This is a genomic window from Agromyces sp. Marseille-P2726, from assembly GCF_902809835.1.
GTDB lineage: Bacteria > Actinomycetota > Actinomycetes > Actinomycetales > Microbacteriaceae > Agromyces.
This window is the reverse complement of record NZ_CADDWM010000009.1, coordinates 32741-46818: the sequence shown is the minus strand read 5'-3', so window position 1 is coordinate 46818 and position 14078 is coordinate 32741. Positions and strand designations below refer to the sequence as shown.

Annotated in this window: 14 protein-coding genes and 2 pseudogenes; 7 read left to right on the top strand and 9 right to left on the bottom strand. The window is 70.4% G+C overall.

Annotation, left to right across the window (positions count from 1 at the left end; all coding sequences use genetic code 11):
* Positions 1-4: 4 nt before the first annotated feature.
* Positions 5-1402, bottom strand: coding sequence for an adenylosuccinate lyase (gene purB, locus HUS56_RS02715; protein WP_173921876.1), 1398 nt, complete (start codon positions 1400-1402; stop codon positions 5-7).
* A complete protein-coding gene (locus HUS56_RS02710; RefSeq protein WP_173921877.1) occupies positions 1399-1926 on the bottom strand; it encodes a low molecular weight protein-tyrosine-phosphatase in 528 nt (175 codons plus the stop codon). The genes purB and HUS56_RS02710 overlap by 4 nt, the downstream gene beginning before the upstream one ends.
* A gap of 125 nt (positions 1927-2051) precedes the next feature.
* On the opposite strand from HUS56_RS02710, the gene HUS56_RS02705 reads away from it, so the two are divergent.
* Both HUS56_RS02705 and HUS56_RS02700 read left to right on the top strand, forming a co-directional pair.
* Positions 2052-2375, top strand: a complete 324-nt coding sequence (locus HUS56_RS02705; RefSeq protein ID WP_173921878.1) for a hypothetical protein — start codon at positions 2052-2054, stop codon at positions 2373-2375.
* Positions 2372-3871 carry a hypothetical protein gene (locus HUS56_RS02700; protein ID WP_173921879.1) on the top strand — a complete coding sequence of 500 codons (1500 nt, stop codon included), beginning with the start codon at positions 2372-2374 and terminating at the stop codon, positions 3869-3871. The genes HUS56_RS02705 and HUS56_RS02700 overlap by 4 nt, the downstream gene beginning before the upstream one ends.
* Here the strand turns inward: HUS56_RS02700 and HUS56_RS02695 are convergent.
* The gene (locus HUS56_RS02695; RefSeq protein WP_173921880.1) at positions 3837-4220 is read right to left on the bottom strand and encodes a phage holin family protein; all 384 of its coding nucleotides are present in this window, start codon (positions 4218-4220) and stop codon (positions 3837-3839) included. The genes HUS56_RS02700 and HUS56_RS02695 overlap by 35 nt on opposite strands.
* A gap of 52 nt (positions 4221-4272) precedes the next feature.
* Between HUS56_RS02695 and HUS56_RS02690 the strand changes: the two genes are divergently transcribed.
* The 4 genes and pseudogenes from HUS56_RS02690 to HUS56_RS17215 all read left to right on the top strand — a co-directional run.
* Positions 4273-5382 (top strand): histidinol-phosphate transaminase, encoded by a 1110-nt coding sequence (locus tag HUS56_RS02690; RefSeq protein ID WP_254431253.1) that lies wholly within the window; start codon positions 4273-4275, stop codon positions 5380-5382.
* 16 nt (positions 5383-5398) lie between these two features.
* The gene (locus tag HUS56_RS02685; protein WP_371808289.1) at positions 5399-6532 is read left to right on the top strand and encodes a thiamine pyrophosphate-dependent dehydrogenase E1 component subunit alpha; all 1134 of its coding nucleotides are present in this window, start codon (positions 5399-5401) and stop codon (positions 6530-6532) included.
* Positions 6533-6654: 122 nt separating this feature from the next.
* Complete coding sequence (locus tag HUS56_RS02680) at positions 6655-7614, top strand: alpha-ketoacid dehydrogenase subunit beta (protein WP_217423922.1); 960 nt, start codon at positions 6655-6657, stop codon at positions 7612-7614.
* Between the two features lie 135 nt (positions 7615-7749).
* A pseudogene (locus HUS56_RS17215) lies at positions 7750-7981 on the top strand (biotin/lipoyl-containing protein); the annotation flags it as partial.
* Between the two features lie 68 nt (positions 7982-8049).
* On the opposite strand, the pseudogene HUS56_RS17210 reads toward HUS56_RS17215, so the two are convergent.
* The 4 genes and pseudogenes from HUS56_RS17210 to HUS56_RS02660 form a co-directional block, all read right to left on the bottom strand.
* Positions 8050-8281, bottom strand: a pseudogene (locus HUS56_RS17210) (biotin/lipoyl-containing protein); the annotation flags it as partial.
* Between the two features lie 135 nt (positions 8282-8416).
* Complete coding sequence (locus HUS56_RS02670; RefSeq protein WP_217423922.1) at positions 8417-9376, bottom strand: alpha-ketoacid dehydrogenase subunit beta; 960 nt, start codon at positions 9374-9376, stop codon at positions 8417-8419.
* A 122-nt stretch (positions 9377-9498) separates the two neighbouring features.
* A complete protein-coding gene (locus tag HUS56_RS02665) occupies positions 9499-10632 on the bottom strand; it encodes a thiamine pyrophosphate-dependent dehydrogenase E1 component subunit alpha (protein ID WP_371808289.1) in 1134 nt (377 codons plus the stop codon).
* Between the two features lie 16 nt (positions 10633-10648).
* A complete protein-coding gene (locus HUS56_RS02660; RefSeq protein ID WP_254431253.1) occupies positions 10649-11758 on the bottom strand; it encodes a histidinol-phosphate transaminase in 1110 nt (369 codons plus the stop codon).
* 52 nt (positions 11759-11810) lie between these two features.
* Between HUS56_RS02660 and HUS56_RS02655 the strand changes: the two genes are divergently transcribed.
* Positions 11811-12194 carry a phage holin family protein gene (locus HUS56_RS02655; protein WP_173921880.1) on the top strand — a complete coding sequence of 128 codons (384 nt, stop codon included), beginning with the start codon at positions 11811-11813 and terminating at the stop codon, positions 12192-12194.
* Here HUS56_RS02655 and HUS56_RS02650 read toward each other — a convergent pair.
* Both HUS56_RS02650 and HUS56_RS02645 read right to left on the bottom strand, forming a co-directional pair.
* Positions 12160-13659 carry a hypothetical protein gene (locus tag HUS56_RS02650; protein WP_173921879.1) on the bottom strand — a complete coding sequence of 500 codons (1500 nt, stop codon included), beginning with the start codon at positions 13657-13659 and terminating at the stop codon, positions 12160-12162. The two genes, HUS56_RS02655 and HUS56_RS02650, sit on opposite strands and share 35 nt — an antisense overlap.
* Positions 13656-13979, bottom strand: coding sequence for a hypothetical protein (locus HUS56_RS02645; protein WP_173921878.1), 324 nt, complete (start codon positions 13977-13979; stop codon positions 13656-13658). The genes HUS56_RS02650 and HUS56_RS02645 overlap by 4 nt, the downstream gene beginning before the upstream one ends.
* Positions 13980-14078 lie beyond the last annotated feature (99 nt).

Genomic DNA, 14078 nt, shown 5'->3' with positions numbered 1-14078 from the left:
CAGGCTACGGCCGAACGGCCGGTTCGAACCGGTCGACGAGCTCCGAAGCGAGGCCCGTGTAGGTCGCGGGGGTCAGCGCGAGCAGCCGCTGCTTCGCGGCATCCCCGATCTCGAGGCGGTCGACGAACTCGGCCAGCTCGGCAGCCCCCACCCGCTTGCCGCGGGTGAGCTCCTTGAGCAGCGCATAGGGGTCGGCGATCGTCGAGCGCCCCGCGACCACCTCGGCTCGGATGACGGTCTGGATCGCCTCCCCGAGCACCTCCCAGTTCATGTCGAGGTCGGCGAGCAGGAGGTCGCGGTCGAGATCGATCTCGCCCAGCCCGCGCTGGATGTTGTCGAGCGCGAGCACCGAATGCCCGAAGCCCACGCCGATGTTGCGCTGCGCACTGGAGTCGGTGAGGTCGCGCTGCAGCCGCGAGGTGACGAGGGTCGCGGCGAGCGAATCGAGCACCGCACTCGACAGTTCGAGATTCGCCTCGGCGTTCTCGAACCGGATGGGGTTCACCTTGTGCGGCATCGTCGATGATCCCGTCGCGCCCGCCGCTGGGATCTGCCGGAAGTAGCCGAGCGAGATGTAGGTCCAGACGTCGGTCGCGAGGTTGTGCAGCACGCGATTGGCGTGGCTCACGCGAGCGTAGAGCTCAGCCTGCCAGTCGTGCGACTCGATCTGCGTCGTGAGGGGGTTCCACGTCAGTCCGAGCGACTCGACGAATTCGCGCGAGACGTCGGGCCACGCGACATCGGGGGCGGCGACGATGTGCGCCGAGAACGTGCCGGTGGCGCCCGAGAACTTGCCCAGGTATTCGGTTGCCTCGACCTGCTTCGCGATGCGCTCGAGGCGGTGTGCGAAGACGGCGAGCTCCTTGCCCATCGTCGTGGGGGTGGCGGGCTGCCCGTGCGTGCGCGAGAGCATCGCGGCATCCCGGTGCTCCGTCGCGAGCTGGGCGAGCGTGTCGATGACCGCGCGGTACTTGGGCAGCCACACCTGCTGTACCGCGTCGCGCACCGTGATGGCGTAGGAGAGGTTGTTGATGTCCTCGCTCGTGCACGCGAAGTGCGTGAGCTCGGCGATCGAGTCGAGTCCGAGGGACTCGAGCCGCCGCCGCACGAAGTACTCGACCGCCTTGACGTCGTGGCGGGTCGTCGCCTCGAGGGAGGCGAGCTCGTCGATGTCGGCCGGCCCGAATCCGCTCACGATCTCGCGCAGCTGCGCCTGCTGCTCGGCGGAGAGCGGCGTCGCGCCGAAGAAGCCCCGATCGGTCTGCGCGATCAGCCACTCGATCTCGACGTGCACGCGCGCGCGGTTCAGGCCCGCCTCGGAGAGGTGCTCTCCGAGTTCGCCGACCGCCGAGCGATACCGTCCGTCGAGCGGGCTGAGCGGCTGGGGAGGCAGCGAAGTCATCGGGTTCCTTGTCTGAGAGCGGGGGCGAGTTGTCGGAAGAGCGCCTGCGTCGCCCGCTCTATCATCGCAAGAACTCGATCGAAGGTCGCGGCATCCGAGTAGTAGGGGTCTGGTACGTCGTGCAGCCCGGCGAGTTCGGCGTCGAACTCGAGGAGCAGCCGCACCTTGTCCTGGTCGAGCGAGGTGGGCGCCTGGTTCCGAAGGATCCGTGCCTGCCCGCGGTCGAACGCGACGACGAGATCGAGGTCGGGGAAGTCGTGCGCGTCGAACTGGCGGGCCCGATGGTGCGATCCGTCGTACCCCGCGCGCTCGAGGGCGTCGATCGTGCGCTGATCAGCCTGCTCGCCGACGTGCCAGTCGCCCGTCGCCGCCGATTCGATGGCGATGCGCTCGCCGAGCCCGGTGCGTTCGGCGAGCGAGCGCAGCACGGTCTCGGCCATCGGGGAGCGGCAGATGTTTCCGGTGCACACGAACGACACTCGGAATGGCTGAGCGGCGCCGCCCGAGGATTGCGCTCCCGTCATGCGTTCCATTGTGGTGGAGTCCGGCGTGGCGTGTCTCGTCCTCCACGGGCCGGCCCGGCGACGCGTTCGCAACGGATGTGGCGAGAGCCGGTTGCTCGCGACACCGCGTGCACAAGGCTCGGCCCATGGCCGCTTCCGATCCGCTCACCGACCTGCTGGCGAACGACCGCGCCGACGCAGCCCGCGCCCTCGACGCGGCGCAGCGCCATCTCGTGATGCTCCGAAGCCTTCGGGCCGAGATCTGGGACACGTATCGAACGCTGGTGCCTGCGGCGACCGGCAGGTGGCGCTCCGAGGCGGCCGATCGGTACGCCGAGCGCCTCGATGAGCTGCGACGCCACCTCTTCCGGGGGCGAGATGCCGTCGATGGGGCCGAGGCGGCCCTCGTGGAGTGCGTCGACCGGCTGCGCAGCGAGCACGATGCGCTCTCGGCCACGCCCCTCCGATGAGCGACGAGCTGACCGTCTCGGGCAGCGGTTCATCCATGGTCGCGATCGACGAGCTCTTCGTCGATGCCGCCCGGCTCGCGGCCACCGAGTCCGTTGTCGCGAGTTGGCGTGAACGCGCCGGGGTCATCCGTCGCGGGCTGGAGCTCGAGCGGCTGCCGAGGAGTGCGCAGGCCTGGCACACCGGGTCCCCGATGGCGGCGCTCGAGGAGTTCGATCGCGTGGTCGCCGTGGTGAAGGAGCTCGCGGTATCCCTTCGAGCCGGCCTGCTCCAGGCCGCCGAGCAGTACGGCGCGACCGAACGTCTCGTCGGCGCCCTCTGGACGCTCGGCGCGGCCTTCGCTGCGCCGTTCCTCGGCTTCGCCGCCCCGTCCCTGCTGCTCGGTGGTGCCCTGGCCGCGGCCGGGCAGGGCGCGGGATCGCACCTGTGGCGTGCGCTCGGGTGGGGGGCGACGCCGCTCGAGCGATGGCTCGTCGAGCATCGCGACCTGCTCTCGGATCCGTTGTTCGTGCGGTTCGTACGGCTGGCGGCCGACCATGCCGATGAGTTCGGCATGGGAGCCGCGCACGTTCCGTTGCCCGCCCCGTTCATCAGCGCGATCGGCTCGGGCGTCGGCGCTCCCGAGAGCGCGTCGATGCTGCTCGGCACGATGGGCGCGCTCGGCGTGCTCGGCAGTCGAGCATTCGTCGACGGTCCGGTTCGCGTCGATCGGGCCGCAGGCGCAGGTGTCGAGGGGGATCGAGGCGTGCCGGTGCGGCCGCCGACGGGTGTGGGCGACCTCGCGCGGCGTGTGCCGTCGGGCGGCGACGGAAGTGCGCAGATCCGGGTCGAGCGGTACGGCACCGCCGACGATCCGCGATGGATCGTCTACGTCGGGGGCACCGTGGAGGTCGGGCTGGTCGCCGGCGAACAACCGATGGACATGACCTCGAACACCCACGGCGTGGCCGACGACACCGCGCTCGACCTGCTCCGCCTGGCCGGCGCCGATTCCGGTGCCGGCGAGCGGGCGACACGCGAGGCCCTGCGTCAAGCGGGGATGCAGCCGGGCGATCCGCTGCTCGCCGTGGGGTACTCGGGGGGCGGCGTGATCGCCGCGAAGCTCGCGGCCGACCCCGAGCTCGGTGCGGTCGGGGCGGTCAACCTGGGCGGCCCGGTGGCATCCGCCCCGACGCGCGACGACGCGGTACTGCTCTCGATCGAGCACGAGGAGGATCTCGTTCCGGCAGTTGGCGGCGCGGGGCATCCGTCGGATCAACGGCTCACCGTCACGAGGAGCGTGCTCGAGGCCGACCGCACGTACGACGGCGTCCTCCCCGCTCACGAACTCGAGCGCTACCGCGAGACCGCCGCCCTCGTCGACCGGTCCGACGAGCAACGCGTCGCCGCCTTCCGCGAACTCGTCGGCGAGATCACCCGCGGCGTCGACGGCGAAGGCAGCGAATGGGTGGCGACTCGCGAGGTCAGTCCCGTGACGGGCGCACCACGAGCCCGATGAGCCAGCTGATCAGGCCGAGCACCAGTGCCCCGAGCACGCCCCACCAGAAGCCGTCGATCTCGAGGCCGAAGCCCATGAGGTCGCTGATCCACGCGACGAGCAGCAGGAGCAGGCCGTTCACGATGAAGGAGATGAGACCAAGTGTCAAGACGTAGAGGGGAAAGGCGATGATGCGCACGAACGTGCCGACGACCGCGTTGACGAGCCCGAAGATCAGGGCGATGAGCAGGTACGTCAGCACCGTCGCGAGGGTCGTGTCCTCGTAGGGAACGACTCGTACGCCCGAGACGATGAGGGTGGTGAGCCACAGGGCGAATGCGACGACGATGACCTTGACGATGAACCGCATCCACCCACTCTGGCAGACGGCCCCTGTTCGGCGAAGGGGTACGGTGGAATCCGTGACCGCACCCGAGCCGACGGGGCCGAGCGTTCGCCTGCGCCCCGAGATCGCCGCCCTTCCGCCATACCGACAGGGGCGGCCCGCGCCTGCCGACGGCTTCAAGCTGTCGAGCAACGAGAACCCGTTCCCACCGCTCGCCGGCGTCGCCGACGCCGTGGCCGCGGCCGCGCAGCAGATCAATCGCTATCCCGACGCCACGGCCCTGGTGCTGCGCGAGAAGCTCGCCGAACGGTACGGGGTGACCGCCGACGAGGTGATCGTGGGCGCCGGGTCGGTCGCCCTGCTCGCCGCCTTCATCGCGGCCGCCGCGGGCGCGGGCGACGAGGTCGTCTACTCCTGGCGATCGTTCGAGGCCTACCCGGGCCTGGTCACCGTCTCGGGTGCCACGAGCGTGACCGTGCCGAACCGAGCCGACCACGGCCACGACCTCGACCGCATGGCCGAAGCGATCGCCGATCGCACGCGAGTCGTCATCGTGTGCTCTCCGAACAACCCCACCGGCACCATCGTCATGGCATCCGAGTTCGAGGCGTTCATGGCCCGCGTGCCGGCCGACCGGCTCGTGCTGCTCGACGAGGCCTACATCGAGTTCGTGCGCGATGCGGCATCCGTCGACGGCCGTACCCTCATCGGCCGGTACCCGAACCTCGTGATCCTGCGCACCTTCTCGAAGGCCTACGGACTCGCCGGGCTTCGCGTCGGCTACGCCATCGGCCAGGTGCCCGTCCTCGATGCGGCGCGATCGACCACCATCCCGCTGAGCGTCACCGCCGCCTCAACCGCCGCCGGGCTGGCTTCGCTCGAGCCCGCGGCCGAGGCCGAACTGCTCGAACGGGTCGCCACGATCGCCGCCCGCCGCGACGGGCTCCGTGCGGCGCTGATCGAACAGGGCTGGCCGATCCCGGTGGCCCAGGGAAACTTCGTCTGGCTGCCGACCGGCGAGCAGACCTCGGTCGTCGCCGAGCGGCTCTTCGACGCCGGACTGGTCACGCGGGCGTTCCCGCCCGACGGGATCCGGGTCTCGGTGGGCGAGGAGGAGTCTGTCGAAACCCTCCTCCGGATTCTCGGTGAGCTTGTGCCGGCCTCACAAGAAGGGCGCCCAGCGTAGCGGGTAGCGTGGAACGGTGACAGCCCGCCAACGAGACTTCACCGCGCCGAGGGTCCGACTCCTGACGCCAGCTGGCGAGCTGCGCCCCACCCCCGAGGCCGAGCCGTACCTGCCACTCGTCGAGGCGCTGCCCGACGAGATGCTCGAGCGGTTCTATCGCGACATGGTGGTCTCGCGCCGCATCGACATCGCCAGCGCGAACATGCAACGCCAGGGCCAGCTGGCGCTGTGGGTGCCGAGCCACGGCCAGGAGGCCGCGCAGGTCGGGTCGGCGCATGCCGCCCGCGCGCAGGACCACCTCTTCCCCTCCTACCGTGAGCACATCGTGGGCATGATCCGCGGGCTCGACCCCGTGCACATCCTCGAGCTCCTCCGCGGCGCGACGCTCGGCGGCTGGAACCCCGACGAGAACGGCAACTTCCACCTCTACACCCTCGTGCTCGCGGCGCAGACCCTGCACGCCACGGGCTACGCCATGGGCCTCCAGTTCGACGGCCTCTCCGGAACGGGCGAGCCCGAGACGGATGCCGCGGTGCTCGTGTACTACGGCGACGGAGCCACGTCGCAGGGCGACGCCAACGAGGCCCTCGTCTTCGCGTCGAGCTACCAGACGCCGCAGGTCTTCTTCATCCAGAACAACCACTGGGCGATCTCGGTGCCCGTCTCGCGCCAGTCGCGCTCCCCGCTCTCGCTCCGGGGTGGCGGATTCGGCATGCCCGGAGTCCGCATCGACGGCAACGACGTGCTCGTCAGCTACGCCGTGACGCGGCAGTCGCTCGACGAGGCGCGCGCCGGTGCGGGTCCCAGCCTCATCGAGGCCCTCACCTATCGCATGGGCGCGCACACGACCGCCGACGATCCCACGAAGTACCGCGCCGATGCCGAGGTGCAGCACTGGGCCGAGCGCGACCCCATCACGCGGTACCGCACGTGGCTCGCGGGCCGCGGGGCATCCGCTGCCTTCTTCGACGACGTCGACACCGAGGCGTCGGATGTCGCATCCGACCTGCGCCGCCGGGCGCTCGAGCTGCCCGCACCGACCCGCGAGAAGATCTTCGCCCACGTCTACAGCGAGCCGCATCCGGTGATGGCCGAGGAGCTCGCGTGGCTCGAGGCGTACGAGGCGGGATTCGAGGGAGGGCCGGCATGAGCGCGCGAGTCGGCCAGGAGCCGCAGGTGACGGATGCCGCGGCATCCGACGGTCTCGACCCGTCGCGTGCGGCGACGGCACGACCGGTGGAGCACGGTCTGCGTGGCGTGCAGACGCTCTCGATGGCCAAGGCCATCAACGCGGGGCTTCGCGAGGCGCTGCGCGCCGACGACAAGGTGCTGCTCATGGGCGAGGACATCGGCCCGCTCGGCGGGGTCTTCCGGGTGACCGAGGGCCTGCAGGCCGAGTTCGGCGAGAAGCGCGTGCTCGACACGCCCCTCGCCGAGTCGGGCATCGTGGGCACCGCCATCGGGCTCGCGATGCGCGGCTACCGCCCGGTGGTCGAGATCCAGTTCGACGGATTCATCTTCCCCGCGTTCGACCAGATCACCACGCAGCTCGCACGGGTCACGGTGCGGCACGACGGCACGCTCTCGATGCCGGTCGTGATCCGCGTGCCGTACGGCGGTCACATCGGCTCGATCGAGCACCACCAGGAGAGCCCCGAGGCCTACTTCGCGCATACCCCCGGACTGCGCGTGGTGAGCCCGTCGAGCCCGCACGACGCGTACTGGATGATCCAGGAGGCCATCGCCTCGAACGATCCCGTGCTGTTCTTCGAGCCGAAGAGCCGCTACTGGCCGAAGGGCCCGGTCGACCAGGATCACTCGGGCATGCCATTGCACGCGAGCCGCGTCATCCGTCATGGCACCGATGTCACGGTGGTGGGGCACGGTGCAATGATCTCCACGCTGCTGCAGGCCGCCGAGATCGCGGCGGGTGAGAGCATCAGCCTCGAGGTCGTCGACCTCCGCACCCTCTCCCCCATCGACTACGGGCCGATCCTTGATTCGGTGCAGCGCACCGGACGACTCGTGGTCGCGCAGGAGGCGTACGGCTTCGTGAGCATCGGATCCGAGATCGCCGCGACGGTGGCCGAGCGGGCGTTCTACTCGCTCGAGGCTCCCGTGCTGCGCGTGTCGGGCTTCGACGCGCCGTTCCCGCCCGCGGCGCTCGAGTCCGAGTACCTGCCGAGCGCCGACCGGGTGCTCGAGGCGGTCGACCGCGCGCTGGCGTTCTGACCGATGGCCCCATCGCCGAGTGTGCTCGAACTGCGCGGACGAGACTCGTTCTGGCACCGGATCCAGGTCGGAACGAGCACACTCGGCGCTACGCACATGACGACGACGGAATAGATCGACTGCGAGGGTAGACAAATGAGCGAGATCCGATTCCCGTTGCCCGACGTCGGCGAGGGCCTGACCGAGGCCGAGATCGTGCAGTGGCGCGTCGCCCCCGGCGATCGCATCGCGCTCGACCAGGTGTTCGTCGAGATCGAGACGGCGAAGTCGCTCGTCGAGCTGCCGAGCGCGTTCGAGGGAGTCGTGTCCGAGCTCCTGGTCGACGAGGGCACGACGGTAGATGTGGGCACGCCGATCCTGGTGATCCAGACGGATGCCGCGAGCACGGATGCCGCGGCGCCGGCGCCGCGGCATCCGTGCTCGCGGCATCCGTCTGGATCACCAGGATCGGCGTGCCCACATCTACCGTCGTGCCCTCGTCGACCAGGAGCTCGGACACGACTCCCTCGAACGCGCTCGGCAGCTCGACGAGCGACTTCGCCGTCTCGATCTCGACGAACACCTGGTCGAGCGCGATGCGATCGCCGGGGGCGACGCGCCACTGCACGATCTCGGCCTCGGTCAGGCCCTCGCCGACGTCGGGCAACGGGAATCGGATCTCGCTCATTTGTCTACCCTCGCAGTCGATCTATTCCGTCGTCGTCATGTGCGTAGCGCCGAGTGTGCTCGTTCCGACCTGGATCCGGTGCCAGAACGAGTCTCGTCCGCGCAGTTCGAGCACACTCGGCGATGGGGCCATCGGTCAGAACGCCAGCGCGCGGTCGACCGCCTCGAGCACCCGGTCGGCGCTCGGCAGGTACTCGGACTCGAGCGCCGCGGGCGGGAACGGCGCGTCGAAGCCCGACACGCGCAGCACGGGAGCCTCGAGCGAGTAGAACGCCCGCTCGGCCACCGTCGCGGCGATCTCGGATCCGATGCTCACGAAGCCGTACGCCTCCTGCGCGACCACGAGTCGTCCGGTGCGCTGCACCGAATCAAGGATCGGCCCGTAGTCGATGGGGGAGAGGGTGCGGAGGTCGACGACCTCGAGGCTGATGCTCTCACCCGCCGCGATCTCGGCGGCCTGCAGCAGCGTGGAGATCATTGCACCGTGCCCCACCACCGTGACATCGGTGCCATGACGGATGACGCGGCTCGCGTGCAATGGCATGCCCGAGTGATCCTGGTCGACCGGGCCCTTCGGCCAGTAGCGGCTCTTCGGCTCGAAGAACAGCACGGGATCGTTCGAGGCGATGGCCTCCTGGATCATCCAGTACGCGTCGTGCGGGCTCGACGGGCTCACCACGCGCAGTCCGGGGGTATGCGCGAAGTAGGCCTCGGGGCTCTCCTGGTGGTGCTCGATCGAGCCGATGTGACCGCCGTACGGCACGCGGATCACGACCGGCATCGAGAGCGTGCCGTCGTGCCGCACCGTGACCCGTGCGAGCTGCGTGGTGATCTGGTCGAACGCGGGGAAGATGAATCCGTCGAACTGGATCTCGACCACCGGGCGGTAGCCGCGCATCGCGAGCCCGATGGCGGTGCCCACGATGCCCGACTCGGCGAGGGGCGTGTCGAGCACGCGCTTCTCGCCGAACTCGGCCTGCAGGCCCTCGGTCACCCGGAAGACCCCGCCGAGCGGGCCGATGTCCTCGCCCATGAGCAGCACCTTGTCGTCGGCGCGCAGCGCCTCGCGAAGCCCCGCGTTGATGGCCTTGGCCATCGAGAGCGTCTGCACGCCACGCAGACCGTGCTCCACCGGTCGTGCCGTCGCCGCACGCGACGGGTCGAGACCGTCGGATGCCGCGGCATCCGTCACCTGCGGCTCCTGGCCGACTCGCGCGCTCATGCCGGCCCTCCCTCGAATCCCGCCTCGTACGCCTCGAGCCACGCGAGCTCCTCGGCCATCACCGGATGCGGCTCGCTGTAGACGTGGGCGAAGATCTTCTCGCGGGTCGGTGCGGGCAGCTCGAGCGCCCGGCGGCGCAGGTCGGATGCGACATCCGACGCCTCGGTGTCGACGTCGTCGAAGAAGGCAGCGGATGCCCCGCGGCCCGCGAGCCACGTGCGGTACCGCGTGATGGGGTCGCGCTCGGCCCAGTGCTGCACCTCGGCATCGGCGCGGTACTTCGTGGGATCGTCGGCGGTCGTGTGCGCGCCCATGCGATAGGTGAGGGCCTCGATGAGGCTGGGACCCGCACCGGCGCGCGCCTCGTCGAGCGACTGCCGCGTCACGGCGTAGCTGACGAGCACGTCGTTGCCGTCGATGCGGACTCCGGGCATGCCGAATCCGCCACCCCGGAGCGAGAGCGGGGAGCGCGACTGGCGCGAGACGGGCACCGAGATCGCCCAGTGGTTGTTCTGGATGAAGAAGACCTGCGGCGTCTGGTAGCTCGACGCGAAGACGAGGGCCTCGTTGGCGTCGCCCTGCGACGTGGCTCCGTCGCCGTAGTACACGAGCACCGCGGCATCCGTCTCGGGCTCGCCCGTTCCGGAGAGGCCGTCGAACTGGAGGCCCATGGCGTAGCCCGTGGCGTGCAGGGTCTGCGCCGCGAGCACGAGGGTGTAGAGGTGGAAGTTGCCGTTCTCGTCGGGGTTCCAGCCGCCGAGCGTCGCGCCGCGGAGGAGCTCGAGGATGTGCACGGGGTCGAGCCCGCGGATCATGCCCACGATGTGCTCACGGTAGGAGGGGAAGAGGTGGTCCTGCGCGCGGGCGGCATGCGCCGACCCGACCTGCGCGGCCTCCTGGCCGTGGCTCGGCACCCACAGCGCCAGCTGGCCCTGGCGTTGCATGTTCGCGCTGGCGATGTCGATGCGGCGCGAGACCACCATGTCGCGATAGAACCGCTCGAGCATCTCGTCGGGCAGCGCCTCGACGAGTGGCAGGTACGGCTCGGCCTCGGGGGTGGGGCGCAGCTCGCCAGCTGGCGTCAGGAGTCGGACCCTCGGCGCGGTGAAGTCTCGTTGGCGGGCTGTCACCGTTCCACGCTACCCGCTACGCTGGGCGCCCTTCTTGTGAGGCCGGCACAAGCTCACCGAGAATCCGGAGGAGGGTTTCGACAGACTCCTCCTCGCCCACCGAGACCCGGATCCCGTCGGGCGGGAACGCCCGCGTGACCAGTCCGGCGTCGAAGAGCCGCTCGGCGACGACCGAGGTCTGCTCGCCGGTCGGCAGCCAGACGAAGTTTCCCTGGGCCACCGGGATCGGCCAGCCCTGTTCGATCAGCGCCGCACGGAGCCCGTCGCGGCGGGCGGCGATCGTGGCGACCCGTTCGAGCAGTTCGGCCTCGGCCGCGGGCTCGAGCGAAGCCAGCCCGGCGGCGGTTGAGGCGGCGGTGACGCTCAGCGGGATGGTGGTCGATCGCGCCGCATCGAGGACGGGCACCTGGCCGATGGCGTAGCCGACGCGAAGCCCGGCGAGTCCGTAGGCCTTCGAGAAGGTGCGCAGGATCACGAGGTTCGGGTACCGGCCGATGAGGGTACGGCCGTCGACGGATGCCGCATCGCGCACGAACTCGATGTAGGCCTCGTCGAGCAGCACGAGCCGGTCGGCCGGCACGCGGGCCATGAACGCCTCGAACTCGGATGCCATGACGATGGTGCCGGTGGGGTTGTTCGGAGAGCACACGATGACGACTCGCGTGCGATCGGCGATCGCTTCGGCCATGCGGTCGAGGTCGTGGCCGTGGTCGGCTCGGTTCGGCACGGTCACGCTCGTGGCACCCGAGACGGTGACCAGGCCCGGGTAGGCCTCGAACGATCGCCAGGAGTAGACGACCTCGTCGCCCGCGCCCGCGGCGGCCGCGATGAAGGCGGCGAGCAGGGCGACCGACCCGGCGCCCACGATCACCTCGTCGGCGGTCACCCCGTACCGTTCGGCGAGCTTCTCGCGCAGCACCAGGGCCGTGGCGTCGGGATAGCGATTGATCTGCTGCGCGGCCGCGGCCACGGCGTCGGCGACGCCGGCGAGCGGTGGGAACGGGTTCTCGTTGCTCGACAGCTTGAAGCCGTCGGCAGGCGCGGGCCGCCCCTGTCGGTATGGCGGAAGGGCGGCGATCTCGGGGCGCAGGCGAACGCTCGGCCCCGTCGGCTCGGGTGCGGTCACGGATTCCACCGTACCCCTTCGCCGAACAGGGGCCGTCTGCCAGAGTGGGTGGATGCGGTTCATCGTCAAGGTCATCGTCGTCGCATTCGCCCTGTGGCTCACCACCCTCATCGTCTCGGGCGTACGAGTCGTTCCCTACGAGGACACGACCCTCGCGACGGTGCTGACGTACCTGCTCATCGCCCTGATCTTCGGGCTCGTCAACGCGGTCGTCGGCACGTTCGTGCGCATCATCGCCTTTCCCCTCTACGTCTTGACACTTGGTCTCATCTCCTTCATCGTGAACGGCCTGCTCCTGCTGCTCGTCGCGTGGATCAGCGACCTCATGGGCTTCGGCCTCGAGATCGACGGCTTCTGGTGGGGCGTGCTCGGGGCACTGGTGCTCGGCCTGATCAGCTGGCTCATCGGGCTCGTGGTGCGCCCGTCACGGGACTGACCTCGCGAGTCGCCACCCATTCGCTGCCTTCGCCGTCGACGCCGCGGGTGATCTCGCCGACGAGTTCGCGGAAGGCGGCGACGCGTTGCTCGTCGGACCGGTCGACGAGGGCGGCGGTCTCGCGGTAGCGCTCGAGTTCGTGAGCGGGGAGGACGCCGTCGTACGTGCGGTCGGCCTCGAGCACGCTCCTCGTGACGGTGAGCCGTTGATCCGACGGATGCCCCGCGCCGCCAACTGCCGGAACGAGATCCTCCTCGTGCTCGATCGAGAGCAGTACCGCGTCGTCGCGCGTCGGGGCGGATGCCACCGGGCCGCCCAGGTTGACCGCCCCGACCGCACCGAGCTCGGGGTCGGCCGCGAGCTTCGCGGCGATCACGCCGCCCCCCGAGTACCCCACGGCGAGCAGCGGATCGCCCGGCTGCATCCCCGCTTGACGCAGGGCCTCGCGTGTCGCCCGCTCGCCGGCACCGGAATCGGCGCCGGCCAGGCGGAGCAGGTCGAGCGCGGTGTCGTCGGCCACGCCGTGGGTGTTCGAGGTCATGTCCATCGGTTGTTCGCCGGCGACCAGCCCGACCTCCACGGTGCCCCCGACGTAGACGATCCATCGCGGATCGTCGGCGGTGCCGTACCGCTCGACCCGGATCTGCGCACTTCCGTCGCCGCCCGACGGCACACGCCGCGCGAGGTCGCCCACACCCGTCGGCGGCCGCACCGGCACGCCTCGATCCCCCTCGACACCTGCGCCTGCGGCCCGATCGACGCGAACCGGACCGTCGACGAATGCTCGACTGCCGAGCACGCCGAGCGCGCCCATCGTGCCGAGCAGCATCGACGCGCTCTCGGGAGCGCCGACGCCCGAGCCGATCGCGCTGATGAACGGGGCGGGCAACGGAACGTGCGCGGCTCCCATGCCGAACTCATCGGCATGGTCGGCCGCCAGCCGTACGAACCGCACGAACAACGGATCCGAGAGCAGGTCGCGATGCTCGACGAGCCATCGCTCGAGCGGCGTCGCCCCCCACCCGAGCGCACGCCACAGGTGCGATCCCGCGCCCTGCCCGGCCGCGGCCAGGGCACCACCGAGCAGCAGGGACGGGGCGGCGAAGCCGAGGAACGGCGCAGCGAAGGCCGCGCCGAGCGTCCAGAGGGCGCCGACGAGACGTTCGGTCGCGCCGTACTGCTCGGCGGCCTGGAGCAGGCCGGCTCGAAGGGATACCGCGAGCTCCTTCACCACGGCGACCACGCGATCGAACTCCTCGAGCGCCGCCATCGGGGACCCGGTGTGCCAGGCCTGCGCACTCCTCGGCAGCCGCTCGAGCTCCAGCCCGCGACGGATGACCCCGGCGCGTTCACGCCAACTCGCGACAACGGACTCGGTGGCCGCGAGCCGGGCGGCATCGACGAAGAGCTCGTCGATCGCGACCATGGATGAACCGCTGCCCGAGACGGTCAGCTCGTCGCTCATCGGAGGGGCGTGGCCGAGAGCGCATCGTGCTCGCTGCGCAGCCGGTCGACGCACTCCACGAGGGCCGCCTCGGCCCCATCGACGGCATCTCGCCCCCGGAAGAGGTGGCGTCGCAGCTCATCGAGGCGCTCGGCGTACCGATCGGCCGCCTCGGAGCGCCACCTGCCGGTCGCCGCAGGCACCAGCGTTCGATACGTGTCCCAGATCTCGGCCCGAAGGCTTCGGAGCATCACGAGATGGCGCTGCGCCGCGTCGAGGGCGCGGGCTGCGTCGGCGCGGTCGTTCGCCAGCAGGTCGGTGAGCGGATCGGAAGCGGCCATGGGCCGAGCCTTGTGCACGCGGTGTCGCGAGCAACCGGCTCTCGCCACATCCGTTGCGAACGCGTCGCCGGGCCGGCCCGTGGAGGACGAGACACGCCA

Bases quoted from the DNA above. Each gene is read 5' to 3' on its own strand.
- purB (WP_173921876.1), bottom strand. From the start codon at position 1,402: ATGACTTCGCTGCCTCCCCAGCCGCTCAGCCCGCTCGACGGACGGTAT.
- HUS56_RS02710 (WP_173921877.1), bottom strand. From the start codon at position 1,926: ATGACGGGAGCGCAATCCTCGGGCGGCGCCGCTCAGCCATTCCGAGTG.
- HUS56_RS02705 (WP_173921878.1), top strand. From the start codon at position 2,052: ATGGCCGCTTCCGATCCGCTCACCGACCTGCTGGCGAACGACCGCGCC.
- HUS56_RS02700 (WP_173921879.1), top strand. From the start codon at position 2,372: ATGAGCGACGAGCTGACCGTCTCGGGCAGCGGTTCATCCATGGTCGCG.
- HUS56_RS02695 (WP_173921880.1), bottom strand. From the start codon at position 4,220: ATGCGGTTCATCGTCAAGGTCATCGTCGTCGCATTCGCCCTGTGGCTC.
- HUS56_RS02680 (WP_217423922.1), top strand. From the start codon at position 6,655: ATGGCCAAGGCCATCAACGCGGGGCTTCGCGAGGCGCTGCGCGCCGAC.
- HUS56_RS02670 (WP_217423922.1), bottom strand. From the start codon at position 9,376: ATGGCCAAGGCCATCAACGCGGGGCTTCGCGAGGCGCTGCGCGCCGAC.
- HUS56_RS02655 (WP_173921880.1), top strand. From the start codon at position 11,811: ATGCGGTTCATCGTCAAGGTCATCGTCGTCGCATTCGCCCTGTGGCTC.
- HUS56_RS02650 (WP_173921879.1), bottom strand. From the start codon at position 13,659: ATGAGCGACGAGCTGACCGTCTCGGGCAGCGGTTCATCCATGGTCGCG.
- HUS56_RS02645 (WP_173921878.1), bottom strand. From the start codon at position 13,979: ATGGCCGCTTCCGATCCGCTCACCGACCTGCTGGCGAACGACCGCGCC.